Here is a 22,182-nt window from a genome sequence, read left to right as displayed (position 1 = left end):
CGCTTCCGCCGCCCCCGCCCTCCCCCGTACCTCTTCCTCCGTACCCCCTTCGCCTCCCGCCCGTCGTCGCGGGCGCGTTCACCGAAAGACTTCACCGGGTGTCTCCTTCCGAGTCAGCGCACACCTTCCAGGTCGACCTGCGCGGTCTGGTCGACCTGCTCTCCCACCACCTCTACTCCAGCCCCCGCGTCTACCTGCGCGAGCTGCTCCAGAACGCCGTGGACGCCATCACGGCCCGGCAGGCGCTCGACCCCGACGCGCCCGGCGCCATCACAGTCCGCACCGGTGACGTCCTCACCGTCACGGACACCGGCGTCGGCCTGACCGAGGCCGACGTCCACCGGTTCCTCGCCACCATCGGGCGCAGCTCCAAGCGGACCGCCGACGGCGCCCTGGACGGCGCCGGGCTCGACGCCGCCCGCGGGGAGTTCATCGGCCAGTTCGGCATCGGTCTGCTCGCCTGCTTCGTCGTGGCCGACGAGATCACGGTGGTCAGCCGGTCCGCGTCGGACCCGTCGGCGCCCGCCGTCGAGTGGCGCGGCCACTCCGACGGCCGCTACACCCTCCGCACCCTGCCCGCCGCGGAGGCGCCCGAGCCGGGCACCACCGTCCGGCTCGTGCCGCGCGCCGACAACGCCGAGTGGACGAGCCCGGGGCAGGTCGTCTCCCTCGCCCGGCACTACGGCGGTCTGCTGCGGCACGAGGTCACCGTCGTCGACTCCCGGGGCGAGACGCACCGGATCAACGAGGCGCCGCCGTGGGAGCGGAGCCACCGCTCGCCGCTGGCGCGCCGCGAGGCCCTGACCGCGTACTGCCGCGACCTGTTCGACTTCACCCCGCTCGACAGCATCGAGCTGGACCTGCCGGCGGCCGGTCTGCGCGGTGTGGCGTACGTGCTGCCGACGGCGGTCAGCCCGGCGCAGCGCGCGGGGCACCGGGTGCACCTCAAGGGCATGCTGCTCACCGACAAGGCGCCCGAACTCCTCCCGGAGTGGGCGTTCTTCGTGCGCTGCGTGGTCGACACGACCAGCCTGCGGCCCACCGCGTCGCGCGAGTCGCTGTACGAGGACGGCACGCTCTCCGCCGTACGGGACGCCCTAGGCGACCGGATCCGCGACTGGCTCACCGGGCTCGCCGCCAGCGACCCGGCGCTCCTGCACCGCTTCATCGACACCCACCACCTGGCGGTCAAGGCGCTCGCCCGCTACGACGACGAGCTGCTGCGGGTCGTGCTGCCGTGGCTGCCGTTCGAGACCACCGACGGCAACGTGACCCTGGAGGAGTTCGTACGGACCCACCCGACGGTCCTGGTCACCCGGAGCGTCGAGGAGTTCCGGCAGGTCGCGCCCATCGCGGCGGCCGCCGGTCTGGGCGTCGTCAACGGCGGCTACACCTACGACCGCGACTTGGTGCACCGGCTGCCCGAGATCCGGCCGGGCACGTCCGTCACGGACCTGGACCCGGCCACGGTCACCGCGCACCTGGACGCCGTGGACCCGACCGCCGAGCTGCGGGCGGCGGCCTTCCTCGCGGTGGCCCGGGAGACGATCGGCGTCCACGACTGCGACGTCGTGCTGCGCGACTTCCAGCCGGTCACCGCGCCCGCGCTGCTGCTCGACAACCGGGAGGCGCGCCACGAGCGGACCCGGGCGGACCTGGCGGGCGACAGCGACGGGCTGTGGGCCGACATCCTCGGCTCGCTGCGCCAGGAGACGCCGCGCGCGCAGCTGGTCCTGAACCACCTCAACCCGCTGGTCCGCCAGGCGATCACGATCACCGAGCGCGGGCTCGCCGTGACGACCGCCGAGGCCCTCTACGGCCAGGCCCTGCTGCTCAGCCGCCGTCCGCTGCGGGCGAGCGAGAGCGCCCTGCTCAACCGGGCCTTCATCGGCCTGCTGACCCACGCCATGCACCGTCCGGACGCGGCGGCACCCGGCTCCGAGCCCCGGAAGGAACTGTAGATGCTGGACACGCCCGAGGCCGTCGTCGAGGCGCTGCGCGAGAACCACGACCGCCCCCACGGCATGCAGCGGACCGTCACCGCCGAGGAACTCGTCGAGGCGGCCGAGGTCTTCGACAAGCCCGACGCCCTCGTCACGGCCCTCCTGGAGCTGATGACGGCGTACGAGTTCACCGGCGAGCAGCGCAAGTCCCCCGTGGTCTTCGCCCGGCTGCTCAAGCTGTGGGACACCGCTCCGGAGTCCTTCAGCCAGTGGGAGGCCCACCAGGTCTTCTGGCGGTTCAAGTGGGTGACGACGTCCCTGCTCCAGGTGCCGGAGATGCCCCTCGCCACCGTGCGGGGCTGGATCGACACGATGAAGGAGCGGTACGAGGGGGCCGGGCACGGGATGCAGCCGGTGGCGGCGATGCGCCACCACGTGGCCGCCCACACCGGCACGGGCGTCGACGACGCCTACGACCTGTGGGCCACCCGGCCCCGTACCGGGCTGAGCGACTGCGAGGCCTGCGAGACCCGGCACCACGCCTGGCACCGGGTGGCGGCGGGCGACGACGCCGGGGCCCTGGACGTCTGGCGGCCCGTCCTGGCGGGCGAGCAGAGCTGCTCCGAGGAGCCGCAGATGAGCCAGGCGCGCGCCCTGCTGCCGCTGCTGCGCCTGGGCCGCGCGGACGAGGCCCGCTCCCACCACCTCACCGGCTACCGCCGGGTCCGGGGCAGCACCGGCATGCAGCACGAGGTCGGCCTCCACCTGGAGTTCTGCGCGCTCTCGCGCAACGAGGGCCGGGGCCTGGAGGTCCTCGCGGAGAACCGCCCGCTGTTCGAGGCGACCGGCGCGCCGCTCGACCGGCTCGGCTTCCTGACCGGCGTGGAGGTGCTGCTCGCCCGGCTCGTGGAGGACGGGCACGCGGAGACGCCCGTCGCCGGGCCGCCCGGACGGAACTGGACCGCCGGCGGACTCCTCGCCCACGTCCGCGCCGAGGCGGACCGGCTCGCCACCGCCTTCGACGCGCGCAACGGCACCACCGCCGTCGGGGACCGGCGCCGCGAGCGCCTGGCCCGGCGCCCGCTCCTGGACGAGCCGCTGCCGCTCGGCCTTCGGTCGGCCGCCCCGGTCCGTGCCTCCGCGAGCGCGGCCCCGGCGGCCCCCGCCGCGGCCGGTTCCGGGGCGCCCGAGGTCCCGGAGGACTTCGTCGCCCTGGTGACCGAGGCACGGCGCCTGGCCCGGCTCGGCCACCCCGGGGACAGCGTGCTCTGGGCCCGGATCGCCGAGCGGCTCGCGGACGGCTCGGCCGCGCACGACGACCGGATCGGCCCGGAGGAGCTGCTGCGGGCCGAGCTCGCCGAGGAGCGCGCGTACCGGCTCCGGCAGAAGGACGAGAACGCCGAGAGCGGCGCCGAGCTGGAGACGGCCGCCGGGCTCTACGAGGAGCTGGGGCTGGCGTGGCAGGCCCTCGCCGCCCGGGTCCGCGCCCTCGCGTGGACGACCGGCGAGGACGACGCCGACGCCGGACGCGACGAGGCGGTCCGGGGCCGTCTCGACGCGATGCTGCGCGAGGCGGAGCGCCTGAAGGACGAGGCCCCGCTGACCGGCGAGAAGCCCGGCGACGCCGAGCGCGCGGCCGGTGCCGACGCGGCGGCGGACCGGGTGTCGGCCTACTTCACCGTGCTGTACGCCGACGCCTACGCCGCCTACCAGGAGACGATGCGGCGGGAGCCGGAGGAGTCCGCTTCCGTTCCGGAGCGGTTCGAGCGGGCCGTGGGGGCGCTGCGCGCCGAGGCGGAGCGCCTGGGCGCGCCCCACCAGGCGGCCAACGCGCGCCAGTTCGCCGCGGACGTGGCCGGCCGCCGGGGCGACGTCGCCCTCGCCGAGGCGGAGCTGCGCGCGGCCCTCGTGGACGTCGATGCCTCGGACCGGCCCTGGCGGGGCTCGCGCCCGCGCGCCCTGCTCGCCCAGACCGTGCTGGCCCGGCAGGAGCCGGCGGAGGCGGTCGAGCTGCTGCACCGGGCGATCGCGGACGCGGTGCGGTACGACGACGCGGACTTCCCGATGGCTCCGACGTACGCCCTGCTCGGCCACGCGTCCTCGCACCTCGGGGACCGCGCCGGGGCCGTGCGCCACCTCTCCGAGGCGGCCGCGCGGTTCGACCGGGACGGGGAGCACGAGGAGGCCGCGGGCGTACGGATCCAGCTGGCCGACGTCCTGGAGGAATCGGGTCGGCAGGCGGACGCCGTGGCGGTCCTGGAGTCGCTGCTCTCCGAGGAGTCGGCCGCCGCCCTGAACGAGCGGATGGTGGCCCAGATCCGGCTGTCCCTGGCGCGCGGGCTGCGGGAGCTGGAGGAGTACCTGCCGTCGGCCGAGGAGTTCCTGCGGCTCGCGAGCACGGTCTCCGGGTGGGAGGACGACGCCCCGATCCGCACCCTGGTGGCGGCGGACACGGCGGTCGCGCTGGTCCTCGCCGACCGCTGGGAGGCGGCGGAGGCCGCGTACGGGCGTGCCCTCGCCGCGCACGACGAGGCGCCGAACCCGCCCATGATCGTGCGGATGGCGCGCGAGTTCGCCCGTCTCACGGCGGCGGCCCGGGGGGCCGAGGGGGTGGAGGAGGCGCTCGCGCACCTGGCGCGGGCCGACGCGGTCCTGGACGGCGTGCCGGAGGACGCCGAGGGCTTCGCCGTCTGGTACGAGCGCGGTGAGGTGCACTACCGCAGGTCCCACGTCCTGGCGGAGGCGGAGCGCTTCGAGGAGGCCCTGGCCGAGGCGGAGGCCGCGATCGGCGTCCACGAGGGGGGCGGGGAGCAGGGCGAGCTGCCGAGGGCGGAGGCGGTGCGGTTCGCCGCCCTGGTCGAGGGGAACGGGCTCGGCCGGACCGACGAGGCGATCGCCCGGCTGACGACGGCGGCGGCGCGCTGCCGGAACACGGGCCACCCCGAGGCCGCGCAGATCCTCACCGCCCTGCGGGAGGAGTACCTGGCGCGGCCCCGGGGCTGAGTTCCCGGGGCCGGGTGGAGGGGACGGGCGGCCGCCGGGCCGCCCGTCCCCCGTCCTACCGGGTCACCGTCCACTTCTGGTTGGCGGTGCCCGCGCAGGTCCAGATCTGGAGCCGGGTGCCGTTGGCCGAGCTGTTTCCGGTGGCGTCCAGGCACTTGTTCGCCCGCGGGTTCACCACGTCCCGGGCGTCGTTGGCGACCCAGCGCTGGGCCTCCGTGCCGTTGCAGTCCCACAGCTGGAGGGGCGTTCCGTCGGCGGTGCCGGCGGAGGCGACGTCGAGGCACTTGCCGAGCGCGCGGATGGTCCCGTCCGTGCCCACGGTCCACCGCTGGGCGGCGGTCCCGTTGCAGTCGTAGAGCTGGACGGGGGTGCCGTTCGCGGTGTTGGCGGCGGCCACGTCGACGCACTTGCCGCCGATCCCGGTGATGGGTCCGCCGCCGGCGGGGGCGTCGGAGGTGGTGACGCGGACGTGGTCGACGACGAGCTGGCTCGGGAAGGGGGTCGAGCCGTTCGGGTCGCCGGGCCAGTAGCCACCGACCGCGAGGTTGAGGATCAGGAAGAAGGGCTTGTCGAAGACCCAGGTCCGGCCGCCGAGGTCGGCGGGCGTGCGGGTCTGGTAGACGTTGCCGTCCACGGACCAGGTGATCCGGCCCGGCGACCAGTCGACGGCGAAGGTGTGGAAGGCGTCGGCGAAGGCCTGCCCGCCGGGCAGGGTGTACCCGGCGCCGATGCCGCCGGAGCCCGAGTAGCCCGGGCCGTGCAGGGTGCCGTGGACGGTGGAGGGTTCGAAGCCGACGTTCTCCATGACGTCGATCTCGCCCGAGTTGGGCCAGCCGACCTGGCCGATGTCGTTGCCGAGCATCCAGAACGCGGGCCACATGCCCTGGCCGCGCGGCACCTTCATGCGGGCCTCGACGCGGCCGTAGCGGGTGGTGAACTTCCCCGAGGTGTTGAGCCGCGCCGAGGTGTACTCGCACCGCCCGTACCAGCACTGGTAGTTGCCCGGGTTCTCCTTGCGGGCGGTGATGACCAGGTGGCCCTGGCCGTCGAGCGCGGCGTTGCGGTTGCCGGCCGTGTAGTACTGCCGTTCGTGGTTGTTGACGTTGTCGCCGGTCTCGATCTGCCACTTGCTCCCGTCCGCGGCGGCGCCCGCGGGGCCGTCGAAGTCGTCGGAGAAGGTGACGGCGGCCGCCTCGGCGGCGGGCTGGAGGGCCGCGGGCTGGAACGCGGCGGGCGTGCGGGCGGCTCCCTCGGCGGGGCCGGCCGAGGCCGCCGGGCCGAGCGCCGCGACGGCGAGGGCCAGGGCGAGCGCGGACAGGGCGGAGGACAGCGTGCGCCGTCGTGAGCGGGAGGAGGTCATGGCTCTCTCTTCCGTCGGATGTGGGGGGACGGCGTCGTGGACGCACGCCTCGGATGCATGTCAGGTACATGACACACACGGAGGCGGACCGCTTCGCCGCCCACCTGATTTAAGAAGTGAAGGAAGGGGGCGTCAAGAGGTGCGACCACGCGAGCGGCCCGGACTCCGTACGATGCGCTTCGTTGCCACTCGTACGTCTTAAGGAGATCACCATGGCCCAGGTCACGCTGAAGGGCAGCCCGGTGCAGGTCAACGGCGCCCTGCCGGAGCCCGGCAGCCAGGCGCCCGACTTCACGCTCGTCGCCGAGGGTCTCGCCGACAAGTCGCTGAAGGACTTCGCCGGCGTGCGCAAGGTCCTCAACATCTTCCCGAGCGTCGACACCCCGACGTGCGCCTCCTCCGTTCGCGCCTTCAACAAGAAGGCGGGCGAGCTGGAGAACACCGTGGTGCTCTGCATCTCCGCCGACCTGCCCTTCGCGCAGGCGCGCTTCTGCGGTGCCGAGGGCCTGGAGAACGTCAAGAACCTCTCGACGCTCCGGGGCCGCGAGTTCCACACGAACTACGGCGTGGAGATCGCGGACGGGCCGCTGGCCGGCCTGACCGCCCGCGCGGTCGTCGTCCTCGACGAGAACGACAAGGTCCTGCACGCGCAGCTCGTGGGCGAGATCGCGGACGAGCCCGGCTACGACGAGGCGCTCGCCGTCCTGAAGTAGTCACCCGGCGGCTCCGGAGCGGAGGCCGCCACCCCGGAGGGGGCCGTCACCGACACCGGTGGCGGCCCCCTTCCGCGTACCCGCTCATCCCCCCGAGCAGTCCGGGCACAGCCCCCGGTACGTCACGTCGGCCTTCTCCACGGCGAAGCCGAAGCGCTCCTCCGACGGGAGGACCGCCAGCGGGTCGCCCGTCGGGTGGACGTCCCGGATGAGCCCGCAGCCCGAGCAGACCAGGTGCTGGTGCTCCCGGCGCGCGTTCGGGTCGTAGCGCTTGGCCCGTCCGTCCGTGGAGAGCTCCACGACCTCGCCCAGGGCGACGAGTTCGCCGAGGGTGTTGTAGACCGTGGCCCGCGCGATCTCCGGCAGCCGCTCGACGGCGCGCGCGTGCACCTCGTCCGCCGTGAGGTGCACGTGGTCGCCGGCCAGGACCTCCGCGACCACGCGGCGCTGGGACGTCATCCGCCAGCCTCGGGATCGCAGCCGTTCCAGCAGGTCGCTCATATCGGTTCACCTCTTCGGCTCGGACGCGGGGCCCGTGGTGTCCGGTGTGCGGCCGGTGCTCCTCGGACAGGATTTGGCATTGTTCTTGACTTGGACAACGTCCATTGTAGGATCGATTTCGTTGATGGCCAAGGGACAGGAAGACCTCAGCGCGGCGGGAGTCCGATACGTGACGGCTCTCCGGGCACGACCCGGCCGCTCCGATCGCACTTCCTGAGTACTGTTGTCCGCCAGGTCCGGAAGGATTCCGATGTCTGAGAACCGCGTGCCCGAGAACGAAGCGCCCGAGAACCACGACGCGATCGTCGTGGACGCGAAGCTGGACGAAGCCGGGGGCGGTTGCCCGGTCGCCCACGGCCGCGCCGCCCACCCGACCCAGGGCGGCGGGAACAACCAGTGGTGGCCGAACCGGCTGAACCTGAAGATCCTGGCCAAGAACCCCGCCGTGGCCAACCCGCTGGGCGAGGACTTCGACTACGCCGAGGCGTTCCAGAGCCTCGACCTGGCGGCCGTGAAGCGCGACATAGCCGAGGTCCTCACGACCTCCCAGGACTGGTGGCCCGCCGACTTCGGCCACTACGGCCCCCTCATGGTCCGGATGGCGTGGCACAGCGCGGGCACGTACCGCATCAGCGACGGCCGCGGCGGCGCCGGCGCCGGCCAGCAGCGCTTCGCGCCGCTCAACAGCTGGCCGGACAACGTCAACCTGGACAAGGCCCGCCGCCTGCTCTGGCCGGTCAAGAAGAAGTACGGCCAGAACCTCTCCTGGGCCGACCTCCTGGTCCTCACCGGCAACGTGGCCCTGGAGACGATGGGCTTCGAGACCTTCGGCTTCGCCGGCGGCCGCGCGGACGTGTGGGAGCCCGACGAGGACGTCTACTGGGGCCCCGAGACCGTCTGGCTGGACGACAAGCGCTACACGGGCGACCGCGAGCTGGAGGAGCCCCTCGGCGCGGTCCAGATGGGCCTGATCTACGTCAACCCCGAGGGCCCGAACGGCAACCCGGACCCGGTCGCGGCGGCCCGCGACATCCGGGAGACCTTCCGCCGGATGGCGATGAACGACGAGGAGACCGTCGCGCTCATCGCGGGCGGCCACACCTTCGGCAAGGCGCACGGCGCCGGCCCGTCGGAGAGCGTCGGCGACGACCCCGAGGCCGCGCCGATCGAGTCCCAGGGCTTCGGCTGGGCCAACTCCCACGGCACCGGCAAGGGCGGCGACACGATCACCAGCGGTCTGGAGGTTACCTGGACCACCACCCCGGCGCAGTGGGGCCACGACTTCTTCGAGCACCTCTTCGCGTACGACTACGAGCTCACCAAGAGCCCGGCCGGTGCCCACCAGTGGGTGGCGAAGGACGCCGAGGCGATCATCCCCGACGCGCACGACCCGTCGAAGAAGCACCGCCCGACGATGCTCACCACCGACCTGTCGCTGCGCTTCGACCCGGCGTACGAGCAGATCTCGCGGCGCTTCCACGAGAACCCCGAGCAGTTCGCGGACGCCTTCGCCCGCGCCTGGTACAAGCTGACCCACCGTGACCTGGGTCCGATCTCCCGCTACCTCGGCCCGGAGGTCCCCTCCGAGGTCCTGCTGTGGCAGGACCCGCTGCCGGAGCGCGAGGGCGAGCTCCTGGACGCCTCGGACGTCGCCTCCCTCAAGGAGCGGATCCTCGCCTCGGACCTGACCGTCGCGCAGCTCGTCTCCGCGGCCTGGGCCTCGGCCTCCTCCTTCCGCGGCAGCGACAAGCGGGGCGGCGCCAACGGTGGCCGCATCCGCCTGGAGCCGCAGCGCAACTGGGAGGTCAACGAGCCGGACCAGCTGGCGCAGGTGCTCCGCGTCCTCGAAGGCGTCAAGGCCGACTTCGACGCCGAGGGCGGCAAGAAGGTCTCGATCGCCGACCTGATCGTGCTCGCGGGCTCCGCCGCCGTGGAGAAGGCCGCCAAGGACGCGGGCTTCGCCGTCGAGGTGCCGTTCGCGCCGGGCCGGGTGGACGCGAGCCAGGAGCAGACGGACGTGGAGTCCTTCGCCGCCCTGGAGCCGAAGGCGGACGGCTTCCGCAACCACCTCGGCAAGGGCAGCCGCCTTCCGGCCGAGTTCCTGCTCGTCGACCGGGCCAACCTGCTGAACCTGAGCGCCCCCGAACTGACGGTCCTCGTCGGCGGTCTGCGCGTCCTGGGCGCGAACCACCAGGGCTCGAAGCACGGCGTTCTGACCACGGCCCCGGGCACCCTGACGAACGACTTCTTCGTCAACCTGCTCGACATGGACACCATCTGGCGGCCGGTGGCCGGTGACGCGGACCTCTTCGAGGCCCACGACGCCGCGACGGGCACGGTCCGGTGGACCGGCACCCGCGCCGACCTCGTCTTCGGCTCCAACAGCGAACTGCGCGCGCTGGCCGAGGTCTACGCGAGCGACGACGCGAAGGAGAAGTTCGTGAAGGACTTCGTCTCCGCGTGGGACAAGGTCATGAACCTGGACCGGTTCGACCTCGTCTGACCCTCCCCCGCCCGTGGCCGGACGACGCCCCCCGTCGTCCGGCCGCGGCACGCCCGGCCCGGACGGCTCCCCCGCCGTCCGGGCCGGTCCCGTTCCCGACTCCCCTTCTCCGGCGCGCACATGACGCCGTACGGGGAGGCAACCCCGGCACGTCCGCCGCCGTCCTCCGGGGCGAGAGGGGGCACCGGGGAGCCGGACGGCCGACGCCACCGGCGGTGCTCCCACGGGAACGAACGTGAGGAAGACCGTCTTGATACGTGGCATACGCGGCGTGACCACCGCCGCCGCCTTACTCGCGCTGACGGCGGCGACGCCCGGCGCGGCGCACGCGGAGGAACCGTCCCCCGGACCGACGGCGACGACGGCCCAGGAGGCCGGGCGCGGGAACCCCGAACTCCCCCCGGGCTGGCGGGTCACCGGGACCGGCGCGGACCGGCAGCTCGTGTGGACGTCGCCCGGCCCCGTCCCCATGGGCGACGCCCGGGTCGAGTTCCACGCCGGCGACCGGCTGCTCGGCCGTCCGGCGGCCGATCCCGACGGGCGCGCCTTCCGGCTCCCCCTCGGGGACGCCCGGCTCGACGGGGGCGACCGGCTGCGGGTGACGGCCGGCGGCAAGCGGCTGGACGCCGCCGAGCCCTCCGCCCGCCTCCGGCCCACCGGGCCGCGGCAGGCCCCGCCCCGGTCCGCCGCACCCGAGGCCTCCCTCCCGGCGAACCCGGTCGACCCGGGCACGCCCGGCCCCTACCGGACCGTGAGCGGCGAGTACGTCCTGCCGTCCGTGAAGCTGCCCGACTTCCCCGTGCCCGTCGAGATGCGCGCCGTCGTGGTGGGTCCGGCCGGCGCGCCGGGCGAGCGGCCGGTGGCCCTCTTCCTGCACGGCCGGCACGCCACCTGCTACACGCCCGGGACCGAGGACGCGACGGGCGCCTGGCCCTGCCCGGCGGGCACCCGGGAGATACCGAGCCACCGGGGGTACCTGAACGCCCAGAAGCTCCTGGCCTCCCAGGGCTACGTGACGCTCTCGATATCCGCCAACGGCGTCAACGGGCAGGACCACAGCATCGACGACGCGGGCGCGCAGGCCCGCTCCTCCCTGGTCCGGCTGCACCTGGCACGCTGGGCCGACTGGGCCGCGAACCGGCCGGGCGCGCCGGCCGCCGTGCGGAAGACCGCGCCCGCCGACCTCTCGCGGGTGCTGCTCGTCGGCCACTCGCGCGGCGGCGAGGGCGTCAACCGGGCGGCGCTCGACAGCCTCTACCCGCCGCCGGCCGACCGGGACGGCCACCACGGGCCCGTACGGTGGAAGATCCGCGGCAACGTCCTGATCGGGCCCACGATCTTCGGCCAGAACCCGGCCCCCGACGTGCCGTCCACGACGATCCTGCCGGGCTGCGACGGGGACGTGAGCGACCTCCAGGGCCAGATCTACCTGGACGGCACCCGGGGCACCGGCCGGGGCACGGCCCTGCACAGCTCGGCCTACATGGTCGGGGCCAACCACAACTTCTTCAACAGCGAGTGGACCCCGGGCCAGGCCCAGGCCCCGGCCTTCGACGACTTCTCGTCCGACGAGACGCCCGATCCGGTCTGCTCCCCCGGCGCGGCGATCCGGCTGACCGCCGGGCAGCAGCAGAAGGCGGGCGCGGTCTACATCGCGGCGTCGGCGCGGCTGTTCGTCGGGGGCGACGACCGGGTGCGGCCGCTGCTCGACGGCACCGGCCGCCGCGCGCCCTCGGCGGACCCGGCCCGGGTCCTCACCCACGCCGTCGGCGGGCACCGCGTACCGGCCTTCCTGCCGGACGCCTCGACGGCGGTCTCCGGCTCGGGCCGGCTGTGCGCCCAGGTCGACCCCGACGCCGAGCGCGCCTGTCTGAACCCCGAGGAGGGCGGCGCCTCCCCGCACTTCGCGGTCTGGGACGCCTCTCCCGAGCCGGGCCGTGACGCCGTCGCGCTGCGGTGGGACGCTCCCGGGAAGCCGGTCGCGGTACGCCCGTCCCGGCCGGTCTCGCTGGCCGGCTCCGACGCCCTGGCCCTGCGCCTGGCCGTACCGCCCAACAGCGCGGGCACCCGGTTCGACGTCGCCGTGACCGACGCCTCGGGCCGCCGCGCGCACCTGGGCCGCGTCCGGGTCGACGGGCTGCCGGGCAGCGACCGGACCACGTCCGTGTGGGCGCGCGAGGTCCGCGTCCCGCTGTCCGCCGCGAGCCTGAGGGGCCTGGACCTGAAGCGGATCGCGTCGCTCGAACTGGCCCCGAGCGGCCGCGCGGGCCGCGCGTGGCTCGTGGACGGGTGGGGCTGGCGTCCGGGCACCCCGGCGGTGCGGCCGTCCGTGCTGCCGCGCGTCGACATCGGGCGTCTGACGGTCGACGAGGGCGACTCCGGGGTGCGGACCTACCGCGTTCCGGTGCGGGTCTCCGGGAAGGGTGCCGGACAGGTCCGCCTGTTCGTGCCCGGCCCCGACGGCGACCCGGCCGTCTCGCGCCTGGTGACGGTGCGCCCGGGGCGCCACGACATCGACGTGCCGGTCGAGGTCCGCGGCAACACCCGCTTCGGCTACGACACGACGCACGACGCGTTCGTGAAGGCGGTGCGCGGGGCCGTGGTCGGCTCCCACCGGGGCGGCGTGACCGCCCGCAACGACGATCCCCTGCCCACGGTGACCGTGACCCCCGTCGCGGACGACGTGACCGAGGGCGGGTCCCTGACCTGGCGGGTGAAGCTGTCCGCCGCGGCGGACGCCGACATCATGGGCACGGTCGGCGTGCTGCCGGTGACCGGCGGCGCCGAACTGTCCACGGCGGACGTCGATCCGGAGTGGCTGGAGCAGCAGATCGGCGAGGTCCCGAACCCGGCCGTCCCGCTGTCCGGGGCGGCCCCGGGCGGCCTGTCCCTGTGGTTCTCCGTCCCCGCCGGGGAGACGAGCGCGGAGCTGACCGTGCCCACCGTCAAGGACGGCGTCATGGAACCGACGGAGTCCCTGCGGGCCGCCCTGTCCCTCTTCGACGGCTCCTGGGAGCCGGTCCCGGGACCGGAGTTCACCGGACGGGTGCGGGACGCGGCGTAACCCCTCACCACACGGGAGACAGAGCGGCCGGCGGGCCCCGGGGAGAGATCCCGGGGCCCGCCGGTCGTCCTTCCCCACCGTCCGGAACGCGGGCGGCCCGGACGAAAACGCGTCGACAGCGCTTTGCGCGCCTGGCAGTCTGTCGCCCCGTGACGAGCAGCGAACTGTGGACCCGTGAGACCGCCGACCGCTACGACGCCGAGGACGCCGAGATGTTCTCGGCCGCCGTCCTCGGACCGACCCTCGACTTCCTCGCCGAACTCGCCGGAGACGGCCGGGCCCTGGAGTTCGCCATCGGGACCGGACGGGTGGGCGTTCCGCTCCGGGAACGCGGCGTGCCGGTGGTGGGCATCGAACTGTCCGAACACATGGCGGCGGCCCTGCGGCGCAAGACGGACGAGGAGACCCTCCCGGTGACCGTGGGGGACATGGCCACCACCGTCGTCCCCGGCGAGTTCTCCCTGGTGTACCTCGTCTACAACACGATCTCGAACCTGCTCACCCAGGACGAGCAGGTCGAGTGCTTCCGCAACGCCGCGCGGCACCTGGCGCCCGGTGGCCGGTTCGTCGTCGAGCTGAGCGTGCCGCCGCTGCGGTTCCTGCCGCCCGGCCGGATCGCGGTGCCGTTCGACGTCTCCGAGCGGCACCTCGGCTTCGACACCTTCGACCTGGTCGAGCAGGTCCTCGTCTCGCACCACCTCACCCTCGACGGCGACGACGGCCGCTACCGGCGCGGCAGTTCCCGGCACCGGTACGCCTGGCCGGCGGAGCTGGACCTGATGGCCCGGATCGCCGGACTGGAGCTGGAACGCCGCGTCGCGGACTGGAACGGTGCGGCGTTCGCCCAGGACTCCGCGAAGCACGTCTCCGTCTGGCGCAAGCCGGCCTGAACCCGGCCGGTTCGGAGGGAGGACGAGGTCTGTCACCGAGTGCCGATCCGCGAGATCCCCCCAACTCCGAAGCATGATCACTCACAGCCCGGGATCCGCTCCCGGCGCAGGGTCCGGTTCGGGTCCGGGAGGGAACGCCCGCCCGTGGAGGAGGAGAGGACGAAGCCGGCGTAACCGTCGCGGGCCGCTGCGTCGCACTCCTCCCGGTACCGGTCGAGCCCGCCCGCGTAGGCGAGGAACACCCGCGGTTTGCCCGGGACGTTCGCCCCGGTGTACCAGGAGTCCACCGCCGGGTAGAGCGTGCGGGCGGCGATCTCCGCCACGCGCGTCCCCCAGTCGGCCTCGGCGGACGGGGTGGCGTCGATCTCGGTGAGGCCGTTCCTGAGCAGGTGGTCGATGCAGTCGGTGATCCACTCGACCTGTTGTTCGAGGGACACCGTGATGTTGGTGAGTACGGAGGGGCTGAGCGGTCCGAGGACGGTGAAGAGGTTGGGGAAGCCGGCCGAGACGAGTCCGAGGTGGTTTCGGGGGCCCTCGGCCCACCGTTCCCGGAGCGTCACGCCTCCCTTGCCCACGATGTCGACGGCGAGCTGGGAGCCGGTGAGGGCGTCGAAGCCGGTGGCGAGGACGATCACGTCGAGGTCGTGCTCCCCGTCCGAGGTCCGGATGCCCCGGGGGGTGATCCGCTCGATCGGGGTCGCGCGCAGGTCCACGAGCGACACGTGCGGCAGGTTGTACGTCTCGTAGTAACCGGTCCCCAGGCAGGGGCGCTTGGTCGCGAACGGGAACGTGCGCGGGGAGAGCAGTCCAGCCGTCGCGGGGTCGGTCACGATCGACCGGATCTTGGACCGGACGAACTCCGCCACGGTCTCGTTGGCCTTCTCGTCGGTGAGGACGTCGGTGTAGGTGCGCAGCAGTCCGTTGAGGAAGCCCTGCCCCAGGCCGCCTCGTAGGCGGCGGTGCGCTCCGCCCCGTCCGCCTCCAGCGCCGAGCGGGTCGGGGGCTCGAAGACGGTCCCGCCCCGCGAGCGCCGCTGGGCCTGCCGGAACTCGGGGTACCCGGCTTTGAGCGCCGCGCGCTCCGTGGCCCGCAGCGGGCGGTTGTGGGCCGGCAGGACGTAGGCCGGGGTGCGCTGGAAGACGGTCAGGGAGGCCGCCTCCTCGGCGATGACGGGAACGGCCTGGACGCCCGAGCATCCGGTGCCGATCACGGCGACCCTCTTCCCGGCGAAGGAGACGTCCTCGCGCGGCCACCGTGCGGTGTGGTGGACGGCGCCGGTGAAGCTGTCGGCACCGGGGATCCCCGGATCCTTGGGGACCGACATGCAGCCTGTCGTCAGGATCACGAAGCGGGCGGTGACGGCCCCTCCGGTGTCCGTGGACAGCCGCCAGTGATGATCGTGCCCGTCGTACACGGCTCGTGTGACGCGAGACCGTAGGACGACGTCCTCGCGCAGGTCGAACCGGTCGGCGACGTGGTGGATGTAGCGCAGGATCTCCGGCTGGGCGGCGTAGCGCTCACTCCACTCCCACTCCTGGTCGAGTTCCGGGGAGAAGGAGTAGGAGTACGACATGCTCTCGATGTCGCAGCGGGCCCCGGGGTAGCGGTTCCAGTACCACGTTCCGCCGATGTCGTCGCCGGCCTCGAAGACCACGGCCGTCAGGCCGAGCTCCCGCAGCCGGTGGAGCTGGTAGAGGCCGGAGAGCCCGGCCCCGACGATCACGGCGTCGACCTGGTAGTCGGCGGCGGGCGGGTGGCCGCCGGACACCGTCGGGGCACTCGTCGGACGGCTCATCTGGCGGCTCCTGTTCTGCCGGATCGGGTACGAAGGACGGTGGGGGCGGGGAGGCCGTCGTGGCGGGTGCCGCAGCGTCCTCCCGCGTGGGTACCGACCGGCCGTCTGTCAGGTGGGGCGCCTGCCGCCCCTCGCCATGGCCGGGATGACCGCGAGGGCGAGGGCCCCGGCGGCGGCCGCCAGGACCGGGTATCCGCCACCCTCCATCACCAGCCCCGAGGCCATGCCGCCGGTCGCGCCCGCCACGGACATCCCCACGTCCGCGAGGCCCTGCACCGCGGCCCGGTTCTCGGCGGGCGCGGCGTCCGTGAGCATGGCCGTGCCGCCGAGCAGGGCCAGGTTCCAGCCGACTCCGAGCAGGACCAGCGCGCAGGCCAGGAGGGGGAGAGAGTGCGGTGGGGCGAGACCGGCGAGCAGACCCGCGCCCAGCAGGACGGCTCCGGCCGCGATGGAGATCCTCCGCCCGCCGATCCGGTCCGCGAGCAGGCCGCTCAGCGGTGACGGCAGGAACATCGCGCCCACGTGCAGGGCGATGACCAGGCCTACCGCCCGTGTCGTGTGGCCGTGGCCCGCCATGTGGACGGGCGTCATGGTCATCACGGCGATCATCACCAGCTGCGCGGTGATCATCACGGTGGCGCCGGTGACGACTCCGGGGGCGGGGCTCCCGGCACGGGCGGCCCCGGGCTCCCGGGGCGGGGCCGGGGGCAGCGGGTCCGGGCGCGACCACACCAGCAGGACGAGCGCGGCCGCCACGTACGCGACCGCCGCCAGCAGGAAGGGGCCCGTCAGCCGCGGCAGGCCCCAGGTGTCGGCGAGGTCGCCGGTGGGTCCGGTCAGGTTCGGGCCCACGACCGCTCCCAGGGTCATGGCGAACAGGACGGTTCCGGCGGCCCGGCCGCGTCGTTCGGGTGGAGCGAGGTCGGCGCCCGCGTAGCGCGCCAGGAGACCGGTGACCGTGCCCGCCCCGTACACGAAGAGGGCGGCCAGAAGCAGGACGGGCCAGCGCGCCGCGGCTCCCGCTACCACGCCCGCGCTGCCCAGCGCGGCGATGCCGTTGCCGAGCGCCAGCCCCGGACGACGCCCGAAGCGCTGGCCGACATGCCCGAGACCCGCCGCCCCGAAGGCCGCTCCGGCGGTGTAGAGCGCGGCCGGGAGTCCGGCCAGACCGGTCGAGCCGAGCAGGTCCTGGGCGAGCAGCGCGCCGACCGTGATGCCGGCTGCCATACCCGCGCCGCCGAGCGTCTGCGAGACGCAGAGCACCGTCAGGGCGCGGCGCTGTTCACGGGAGAAACCCGCCACCGTGGCCGAGGAGGCCGTCTGGGTCACGTGTGGTCCCGCACGGGGACCGTCGTCGGTCCGTCGGACGTCCCCGCCTCGTCGACCAGGCCGGCCATCTCCGCCGGTGACATGTGCAGTTCGTCGTGCAGGAACCGCACGATCGTCCAGTACGGCAGGGCGTCGGCGTCGAAGGGGCCGAACTCGGCCGTGTAGAGGGGGATCCAGCGCAGGGCCTGCTCGGCGGCGCCCTCCCGTCCGGGCGCTTCCTGGTAAGCGCCGTAGGAGATGCTCCGGTGGTGGATGAAGTGACCGCCGGGCAGGCGCCGTTCGCACAGGTCGCGGTACTCGCGCGTCTGCAGGATGAGGTAGTGCCATATCTCGTCGATGTCCTGCTCCACGGGCAGGAAGAGGCCGCCGAGCCGGTCGGGGTGGCGGGAGACGAGGTAGAGGTAGCGCATGCACTCGCGGACCTGGTGTCGCACGACCGCCGCGGACGGTGCGTCCGGCCCGGCCGTGAAGTGGCGTACCACCTCCTCGTACAGGGTCGGGCCGAGCAGCTCCTCGGCGGTGGGCGCCCGGTGGGCAGCGCTGCCCGAGGGTGCATGGGCGGCGGACGTGGGCATGGGGCTCCTTCGGGGGCGTCGTCGGGCGCGCCGGACGGCCCCGTGCGCGGGGGACGACAGGCGGGGGGCGACGGGATCGGTCAGGACGGGTCGTGCGCGGCCAGCCAGGCGTACTTGCCGGAGCGCCCGACGGGGATGGCGGCGCGGTGCTCCGTCAGGCAGTCCCGCCCGGTCAGGGCGCTGACGGCGGCGGCCAGTTCGGCCGTCTCGCCGGCTGTGAGCGGCGCGTCGTCGAAGGTCGTGTACGCCAGGCGGCACCGGTCCTCGCCGATGAGACGCAGCTGGTGCAGGAAGACGCGGGTGCAGACCCCGGCGATACGGGCGTCCAGGTCTGCCTGGGAGACAAGCCCGTCGGGCGTGCGCAGCAGTTCCTTCTCCCGCCCGCAGAAGGAGACGATCCTCTCCGGATCGGCACTGTCGTCGCGGGTGCGGACGCAGTCGCCGGACCGGTAGCGGACCAGCGGCATGTAGGGGTTACGGGTGCTGGTGACGATGAGGCTGTGGATGCCGCTGCCCGGTTCCACGGGGATCAGCTCCACGCTCATGTCCTGCAGATAGGGCTGGTACCGGCCTTCCGCGTCGCTGTAGAAGAGGTAGCCGAGTTCGGTGCTGCCGAAGAGGTCGACCACCGGGCAGTCGAAGTGGGCGCGCAGATAAGCGCGGACGTTCGACGGCGTGTACTCGTAGGCGTGGACGATGCCGGCGGGACGGGGGAAGTCGCCCCACAGGCCCCATGCGGAGACTTTGCGGACCAGGTGCGCCAGGTGGTAGCCGGAGCAGTCGAGCAGATAGGTGCCGTCGGAGTGGGCGGTGGCGGCCTCACGGATCTCGGTGAGCATGCGCTCGACCTCTTCGCGGTCCCAGTCGGCCGGGTCGAGGCGGCGGTTGAGGTACAGGGTGCGGTCGTCGAGCCAGCGTTCACCGGGGGTGGTGCCGGGCTTGCGGGCGTTCACCCGGGCCACGTGCTCGGTGGCGAGGACGGTGGTCAGTGAGACCCGTCGGGCGCCTTCGTGCCACGAGGTGCCGAGGTCGGGGTGCTCGCTCCACAGGCGGTAGTACGAGCGGAGCAGGAAGTAGGGCGGCCGGATGAGCCGCATGCGGGCGTGGTTGGTACCGGTGGAGAGCACGAACTCGGCCTCTCCCGCCTCCAGCGCGCGGGCCAGCTCGGGAGTCATCCAGTTGTCGGGGAAGCCCCGGGCCATCTCCGGCTTCTCCAGGATCGGAAAGTGACCTCGCTCGACGGAGGCGCGGTAGATCGGGATGTCACGCACCTTGTCCAGGACATCGGCACTCGGCAGGCGCTTCACGGGAGCTCTCCGGGGAGGGTCGGCGGCGGGCGGAGCGAGCGGGAGCCGTCGGCGCGGCGACGGCCGCGCCGACGGCGTGGGGCATCAGCGGGTCAGGAGATACAACCGCTCTTGGTGGTGGTGCTGATGCAGCCGCTCTTGGCGGTGGCGCTGATGCACCCGTCCTTGGCGGCCTGGGCGGAGTTGGCGGCGACCCACTTGCGCCACACGGACTCCTCCGTCATGCGCTTGATGAGCTGATCCATGGTGGAACCTCCTGAAATCGAAGGGAGAGGGGTGGACGTCCGTCAAGCGATGGTTCTGCGACGGCCGTCCATCGGCACCGAAGGTAAAGAGATGGTCAATCGACCGTCAAGGGTCGGCTTGGCGATTGACCTGAACCGCACGCCTCACGTGGACGGATCCCGACCTCTCCCGGAACGCCGGAGCGGCGGACCCTCACGGCTCCGCGCGGAACCCGCCGACTCTGGCGGAAACGCGCGGTTCCCCGCCCCCGGGCGGACTCGGCCAAGACCCCCACCGCTACGGGCGGAGACCTTCAGGGGCCACGGATCTGGCCAAACAGCCCCCACTTTCCGGGCTCTTTCCTGGCCGACACGTGCAGTTAACCCACCGCGCGACTTTACTCGCCTATGGTTCTCTTGACCATCAGTTGGGCCTCTCTTGGTGTAATCCATAGGCGTGGATTGCACAGGAAGGGAAGAGCGTGCCGCGAGCCACGACGACCCGGAGCGCATCGGCGTTCCGCGCCGCCCCGCTGCCCGTGTCCACGCTCCTCGCCGCCGCGGCCTCTTCCACGCACATTCACACCCCTGATCGCCCCACTGTCGGCAGCCGGGCCGGGACCACCCCGCTCGGCCCGGCCGACCACGCGCCGAAGTCCTCGGACCGAGGAGCGGCGGCCGGGCTCGACCACGCCGCGCCCAACGCCGTGCGCGGCCGCGCGTCGAGCAGATCCACGGCCCCTTCCGGGGCCGCGCTCCAGATGTCCCGCTGCTGACCGAGCGGGACGCCCCCCACATCTCTGTCATGCGAGTCCGACGCGCCGTCACGGCGCGCCAGGAGGAATCACCACACCATGCAGCCTCTCATCGACAACGCACGTGCCTTCGGCCGTCGTCCCGAGGAGTTCGCGGGCCTCGCCGCGGGCCAGTCCCCCGAAGTCCTGTTCATCACCTGCTCCGACTCCCGGGTCGTACCGGCACTGATCACGGGCGCCCGGCCCGGCGAGCTGTTCGAGCTGCGCACCGCCGGCAACATCGTTCCCCCGTACGCCTCCGCCACCCCCACCGGCGAGGCGGCGACGATCGAGTACGCCGTGGAGGTCCTCGGCGTCAAGGACGTCGTGGTGTGCGGCCACTCCCACTGCGGCGCGGTCGGTGCCGTGGTGCGCGGTGACGATCTGAACTCGGTTCCCGCCGTACGGGACTGGCTCGCGCACGCCGCGAAGGAACCCGGCTGCTCCGACCCCGCCGACCCGACGGTCGCCGAGGCCGTGCAGAACCACGTCCTGACGCAGCTTCTGCGGCTGCGCTCCTACCCCTGCGTCGAGCAGCGCCTGCACGCCGGTGAACTCCGCCTGCACGGCTGGTACTACGAGGTCCACACCGGACTCGTACGCGAACACCACGCGGACACCGACGCGTTCGAGACGCTCTGAGGGGACGGGTGACCATCGTGCTGTCCAAGTTCCCTCATTTACGTCAGGACTTCCTCGCCTCCGTCGTCGTCTTCCTCGTCGCGGTGCCCCTGTGCGTAGGGGTTGCGGTCGCCTCCGGCGTCCCGGCCGAACTGGGGCTCGTCACCGGCATCGTCGGCGGCCTCGTCACCGGCCTCATGCGCGGCAGCAGTCTCCAGGTGTCGGGACCGGCCGCCGGCCTGACCGTGATCGTCTTCGAGGCGGTCAGCGAGTTCGGGGTGGGCACGCTCGGCGTGATCGTGCTGATCGCCGGCCTGCTTCAGCTCGCCATGGGGTTCTTCCGGATCGGCCGCTGGTTCAGGGCGATATCCGTCTCCGTCGTCGAGGGCATGCTCTGCGGTATCGGCCTGGTGATCATCGCCGGGCAGCTCTACGCCGCGGCGGGCCTGAAGGCTCCGGAGACCGGCATCGGGAAGATCACGGGCCTGCCCCGCGCGTTCGCCGACGCGCTCGGGAGCACCGCGGCCCTGGCCTCCCTCGCGATCGGCGCGGGCACCATCGCCGTCATCGTGCTGTGGAGCAGGATGCCGAAGCGGGCGCGGTCCGTGCCCGGGGCCCTCGCCGCGGTGGTGCTGGCGACGGCCACCACGCTCGGCCTCGGACTGCCGGTCGCCACCGTCGAGGTGGAGGGCCTGCTCGGTGTCGTCCAGCCGCCCGGTGCCGAGGCCTTCGGCGAGCTGGCCAGTCCCGCCATCTGGGGCACGATCATCGCGTTCGCGCTGATCGCCTCGGCGGAGAGCCTGTTCAGCGCGGCCGCCGTGGACCGGCTGCACGACGGTCCGCGCACCGAGTACGACAAGGAGATGGTCGCCCAGGGCACGGGCAACACGGTCTGCGGCCTGCTCGGCGCCCTGCCCATGACCGCGGTCATCGTGCGCAGTTCGGCCAACGTCAACGCCGGTGCGAAGACCAAGGCGTCGCGAGTCCTGCACGGTGTGTGGCTGCTGCTGTTCGCCGCCGCGCTCCCGTTCGCCCTGGCGCTGATCCCCCTGCCCGCGCTCGCCGGCATCCTCGTGCACGCGGGCTGGAAACTGATCCCGTTCCGCCAGGTCGCCGCGTTGTGGCGGGAGCACAGGGGCGAGGCGGCGATCCTGGTGGTCACTGCCCTCGCCATCGTCGTGGTGAACATGTTCGAGGGCGTCCTGATCGGTCTGGCCCTGGCAGTCGCCAAGACCGCCTGGGAGGCCTCGCACGTCAAAATGGACGTCATCGACAAGGGCGCGGGTCCCATCGAGGCGCACCTGGCGGGCAACGCCACGTTCCTCCGCCTGCCGAAGATCCTCGACACGCTGGAGTCCCTCCCGCAGGACCGCCCGGTCGAACTCGACCTGTCGGGGCTGCACCACCTCGACCACGCCTGCCGCACAGCGCTGGAGAGCTGGGCCGAACGGCACAGTGCGACCGGCATCGAACCGGTGAAGCTCACCACCGCGGCCTGATCCGGAGAACGACAGGCCGGCCCCCGGCCGTCAGAGGCCGCCGGGGCTGCCGCAGCCCCGG

17 protein-coding genes are annotated in these 22,182 nt (G+C 73.3%); 9 read left to right on the top strand and 8 right to left on the bottom strand.

The genetic code is table 11. The features are described from left to right. Positions 1 to 98 precede the first annotated feature (98 nt). Together AB0398_RS31980 and AB0398_RS31975 are read left to right on the top strand one after the other, a co-directional pair. A complete protein-coding gene (locus AB0398_RS31980; RefSeq protein WP_366379160.1) occupies positions 99 to 1,961 on the top strand; it encodes an HSP90 family protein in 1,863 nt (620 codons plus the stop codon). Next, positions 1,962 to 4,946, top strand: a complete 2,985-nt coding sequence (locus AB0398_RS31975) for a hypothetical protein (RefSeq protein WP_366379159.1) — start codon at positions 1,962 to 1,964, stop codon at positions 4,944 to 4,946. Positions 4,947 to 5,001: 55 nt separating this feature from the next. Here AB0398_RS31975 and AB0398_RS31970 read toward each other — a convergent pair whose 3' ends face one another. Further along, complete coding sequence (locus tag AB0398_RS31970) at positions 5,002 to 6,306, bottom strand: family 16 glycosylhydrolase (protein WP_366379158.1); 1,305 nt, start codon at positions 6,304 to 6,306, stop codon at positions 5,002 to 5,004. A 212-nt stretch (positions 6,307 to 6,518) separates the two neighbouring features. Between AB0398_RS31970 and tpx the strand changes: the two genes are divergently transcribed. Next, a complete protein-coding gene (tpx, locus tag AB0398_RS31965) occupies positions 6,519 to 7,019 on the top strand; it encodes a thiol peroxidase (RefSeq protein ID WP_366379157.1) in 501 nt (166 codons plus the stop codon). A gap of 84 nt (positions 7,020 to 7,103) precedes the next feature. Here tpx and AB0398_RS31960 read toward each other — a convergent pair whose 3' ends face one another. Next, positions 7,104 to 7,520, bottom strand: coding sequence for a Fur family transcriptional regulator (locus tag AB0398_RS31960; protein ID WP_356546595.1), 417 nt, complete (start codon positions 7,518 to 7,520; stop codon positions 7,104 to 7,106). A 250-nt stretch (positions 7,521 to 7,770) separates the two neighbouring features. Between AB0398_RS31960 and katG the strand changes: the two genes are divergently transcribed. From katG to AB0398_RS31945, 3 genes are all read left to right on the top strand, one after another. Then, the gene (katG, locus tag AB0398_RS31955; RefSeq protein WP_366379156.1) at positions 7,771 to 10,023 is read left to right on the top strand and encodes a catalase/peroxidase HPI; all 2,253 of its coding nucleotides are present in this window, start codon (positions 7,771 to 7,773) and stop codon (positions 10,021 to 10,023) included. 250 nt (positions 10,024 to 10,273) lie between these two features. Next, positions 10,274 to 13,087 (top strand): hypothetical protein, encoded by a 2,814-nt coding sequence (locus AB0398_RS31950; RefSeq protein WP_366379155.1) that lies wholly within the window; start codon positions 10,274 to 10,276, stop codon positions 13,085 to 13,087. 149 nt (positions 13,088 to 13,236) lie between these two features. After that, on the top strand, positions 13,237 to 13,977 hold the full coding sequence (locus tag AB0398_RS31945; RefSeq protein ID WP_366379154.1) for a class I SAM-dependent methyltransferase: 741 nt from the start codon (positions 13,237 to 13,239) through the stop codon (positions 13,975 to 13,977). Positions 13,978 to 14,054: 77 nt separating this feature from the next. Here the strand turns inward: AB0398_RS31945 and AB0398_RS31940 are convergent, their stop codons facing one another. The 6 genes from AB0398_RS31940 to AB0398_RS31915 all read right to left on the bottom strand — a co-directional run bounded on the left by AB0398_RS31940 (position 14,055) and on the right by AB0398_RS31915 (position 19,228). Beyond that, positions 14,055 to 14,843: a hypothetical protein gene (locus AB0398_RS31940; RefSeq protein WP_366379153.1), complete on the bottom strand. Its 789-nt coding sequence runs from the start codon at positions 14,841 to 14,843 to the stop codon at positions 14,055 to 14,057. Then, positions 14,804 to 15,772 (bottom strand): NAD(P)/FAD-dependent oxidoreductase, encoded by a 969-nt coding sequence (locus AB0398_RS31935; protein ID WP_366379152.1) that lies wholly within the window; start codon positions 15,770 to 15,772, stop codon positions 14,804 to 14,806. Before AB0398_RS31935 ends, AB0398_RS31940 begins: the two co-directional genes overlap by 40 nt. A 108-nt stretch (positions 15,773 to 15,880) precedes the next feature. Next, positions 15,881 to 17,101 (bottom strand): MFS transporter, encoded by a 1,221-nt coding sequence (locus AB0398_RS31930; RefSeq protein ID WP_366379151.1) that lies wholly within the window; start codon positions 17,099 to 17,101, stop codon positions 15,881 to 15,883. Further along, a complete protein-coding gene (locus tag AB0398_RS31925; RefSeq protein WP_366379150.1) occupies positions 17,098 to 17,676 on the bottom strand; it encodes a hypothetical protein in 579 nt (192 codons plus the stop codon). The genes AB0398_RS31930 and AB0398_RS31925 overlap by 4 nt, the downstream gene beginning before the upstream one ends. A gap of 80 nt (positions 17,677 to 17,756) precedes the next feature. Continuing rightward, the gene (locus AB0398_RS31920) at positions 17,757 to 18,983 is read right to left on the bottom strand and encodes a hypothetical protein (RefSeq protein WP_366379149.1); all 1,227 of its coding nucleotides are present in this window, start codon (positions 18,981 to 18,983) and stop codon (positions 17,757 to 17,759) included. A 92-nt stretch (positions 18,984 to 19,075) separates the two neighbouring features. Next, positions 19,076 to 19,228 (bottom strand): hypothetical protein, encoded by a 153-nt coding sequence (locus AB0398_RS31915; protein WP_366379148.1) that lies wholly within the window; start codon positions 19,226 to 19,228, stop codon positions 19,076 to 19,078. A gap of 461 nt (positions 19,229 to 19,689) precedes the next feature. Between AB0398_RS31915 and AB0398_RS31910 the strand changes: the two genes are divergently transcribed. The 3 genes from AB0398_RS31910 to AB0398_RS31900 all read left to right on the top strand — a co-directional run bounded on the left by AB0398_RS31910 (position 19,690) and on the right by AB0398_RS31900 (position 22,121). After that, positions 19,690 to 19,983 (top strand): hypothetical protein, encoded by a 294-nt coding sequence (locus AB0398_RS31910; protein WP_366379147.1) that lies wholly within the window; start codon positions 19,690 to 19,692, stop codon positions 19,981 to 19,983. 78 nt (positions 19,984 to 20,061) lie between these two features. Next, positions 20,062 to 20,643: a carbonic anhydrase gene (locus tag AB0398_RS31905; RefSeq protein WP_366379146.1), complete on the top strand. Its 582-nt coding sequence runs from the start codon at positions 20,062 to 20,064 to the stop codon at positions 20,641 to 20,643. Between the two features lie 8 nt (positions 20,644 to 20,651). After that, complete coding sequence (locus AB0398_RS31900; protein WP_366379145.1) at positions 20,652 to 22,121, top strand: SulP family inorganic anion transporter; 1,470 nt, start codon at positions 20,652 to 20,654, stop codon at positions 22,119 to 22,121. The last annotated feature ends 61 nt before the right edge of the window (positions 22,122 to 22,182 follow it).

The sequence above is a fragment of the Streptomyces sp. NPDC086147 genome (assembly GCF_040702165.1).
GTDB lineage: Bacteria > Actinomycetota > Actinomycetes > Streptomycetales > Streptomycetaceae > Streptomyces.
This window is presented reverse-complemented; position numbering and strand designations above follow the sequence as displayed.

What these genes read in the sequence shown, in the direction of transcription:
- AB0398_RS31975 (WP_366379159.1), top strand. Translation starts at nt 1,962, where the DNA reads ATGCTGGACACGCCCGAGGCCGTCGTCGAGGCGCTGCGCGAGAACCAC.
- AB0398_RS31970 (WP_366379158.1), bottom strand. Translation starts at nt 6,306, where the DNA reads ATGACCTCCTCCCGCTCACGACGGCGCACGCTGTCCTCCGCCCTGTCC.
- tpx (WP_366379157.1), top strand. Translation starts at nt 6,519, where the DNA reads ATGGCCCAGGTCACGCTGAAGGGCAGCCCGGTGCAGGTCAACGGCGCC.
- AB0398_RS31960 (WP_356546595.1), bottom strand. Translation starts at nt 7,520, where the DNA reads ATGAGCGACCTGCTGGAACGGCTGCGATCCCGAGGCTGGCGGATGACG.
- katG (WP_366379156.1), top strand. Translation starts at nt 7,771, where the DNA reads ATGTCTGAGAACCGCGTGCCCGAGAACGAAGCGCCCGAGAACCACGAC.
- AB0398_RS31935 (WP_366379152.1), bottom strand. Translation starts at nt 15,772, where the DNA reads ATGAGCCGTCCGACGAGTGCCCCGACGGTGTCCGGCGGCCACCCGCCC.
- AB0398_RS31925 (WP_366379150.1), bottom strand. Translation starts at nt 17,676, where the DNA reads ATGCCCACGTCCGCCGCCCATGCACCCTCGGGCAGCGCTGCCCACCGG.
- AB0398_RS31915 (WP_366379148.1), bottom strand. Translation starts at nt 19,228, where the DNA reads ATGGATCAGCTCATCAAGCGCATGACGGAGGAGTCCGTGTGGCGCAAG.
- AB0398_RS31905 (WP_366379146.1), top strand. Translation starts at nt 20,062, where the DNA reads ATGCAGCCTCTCATCGACAACGCACGTGCCTTCGGCCGTCGTCCCGAG.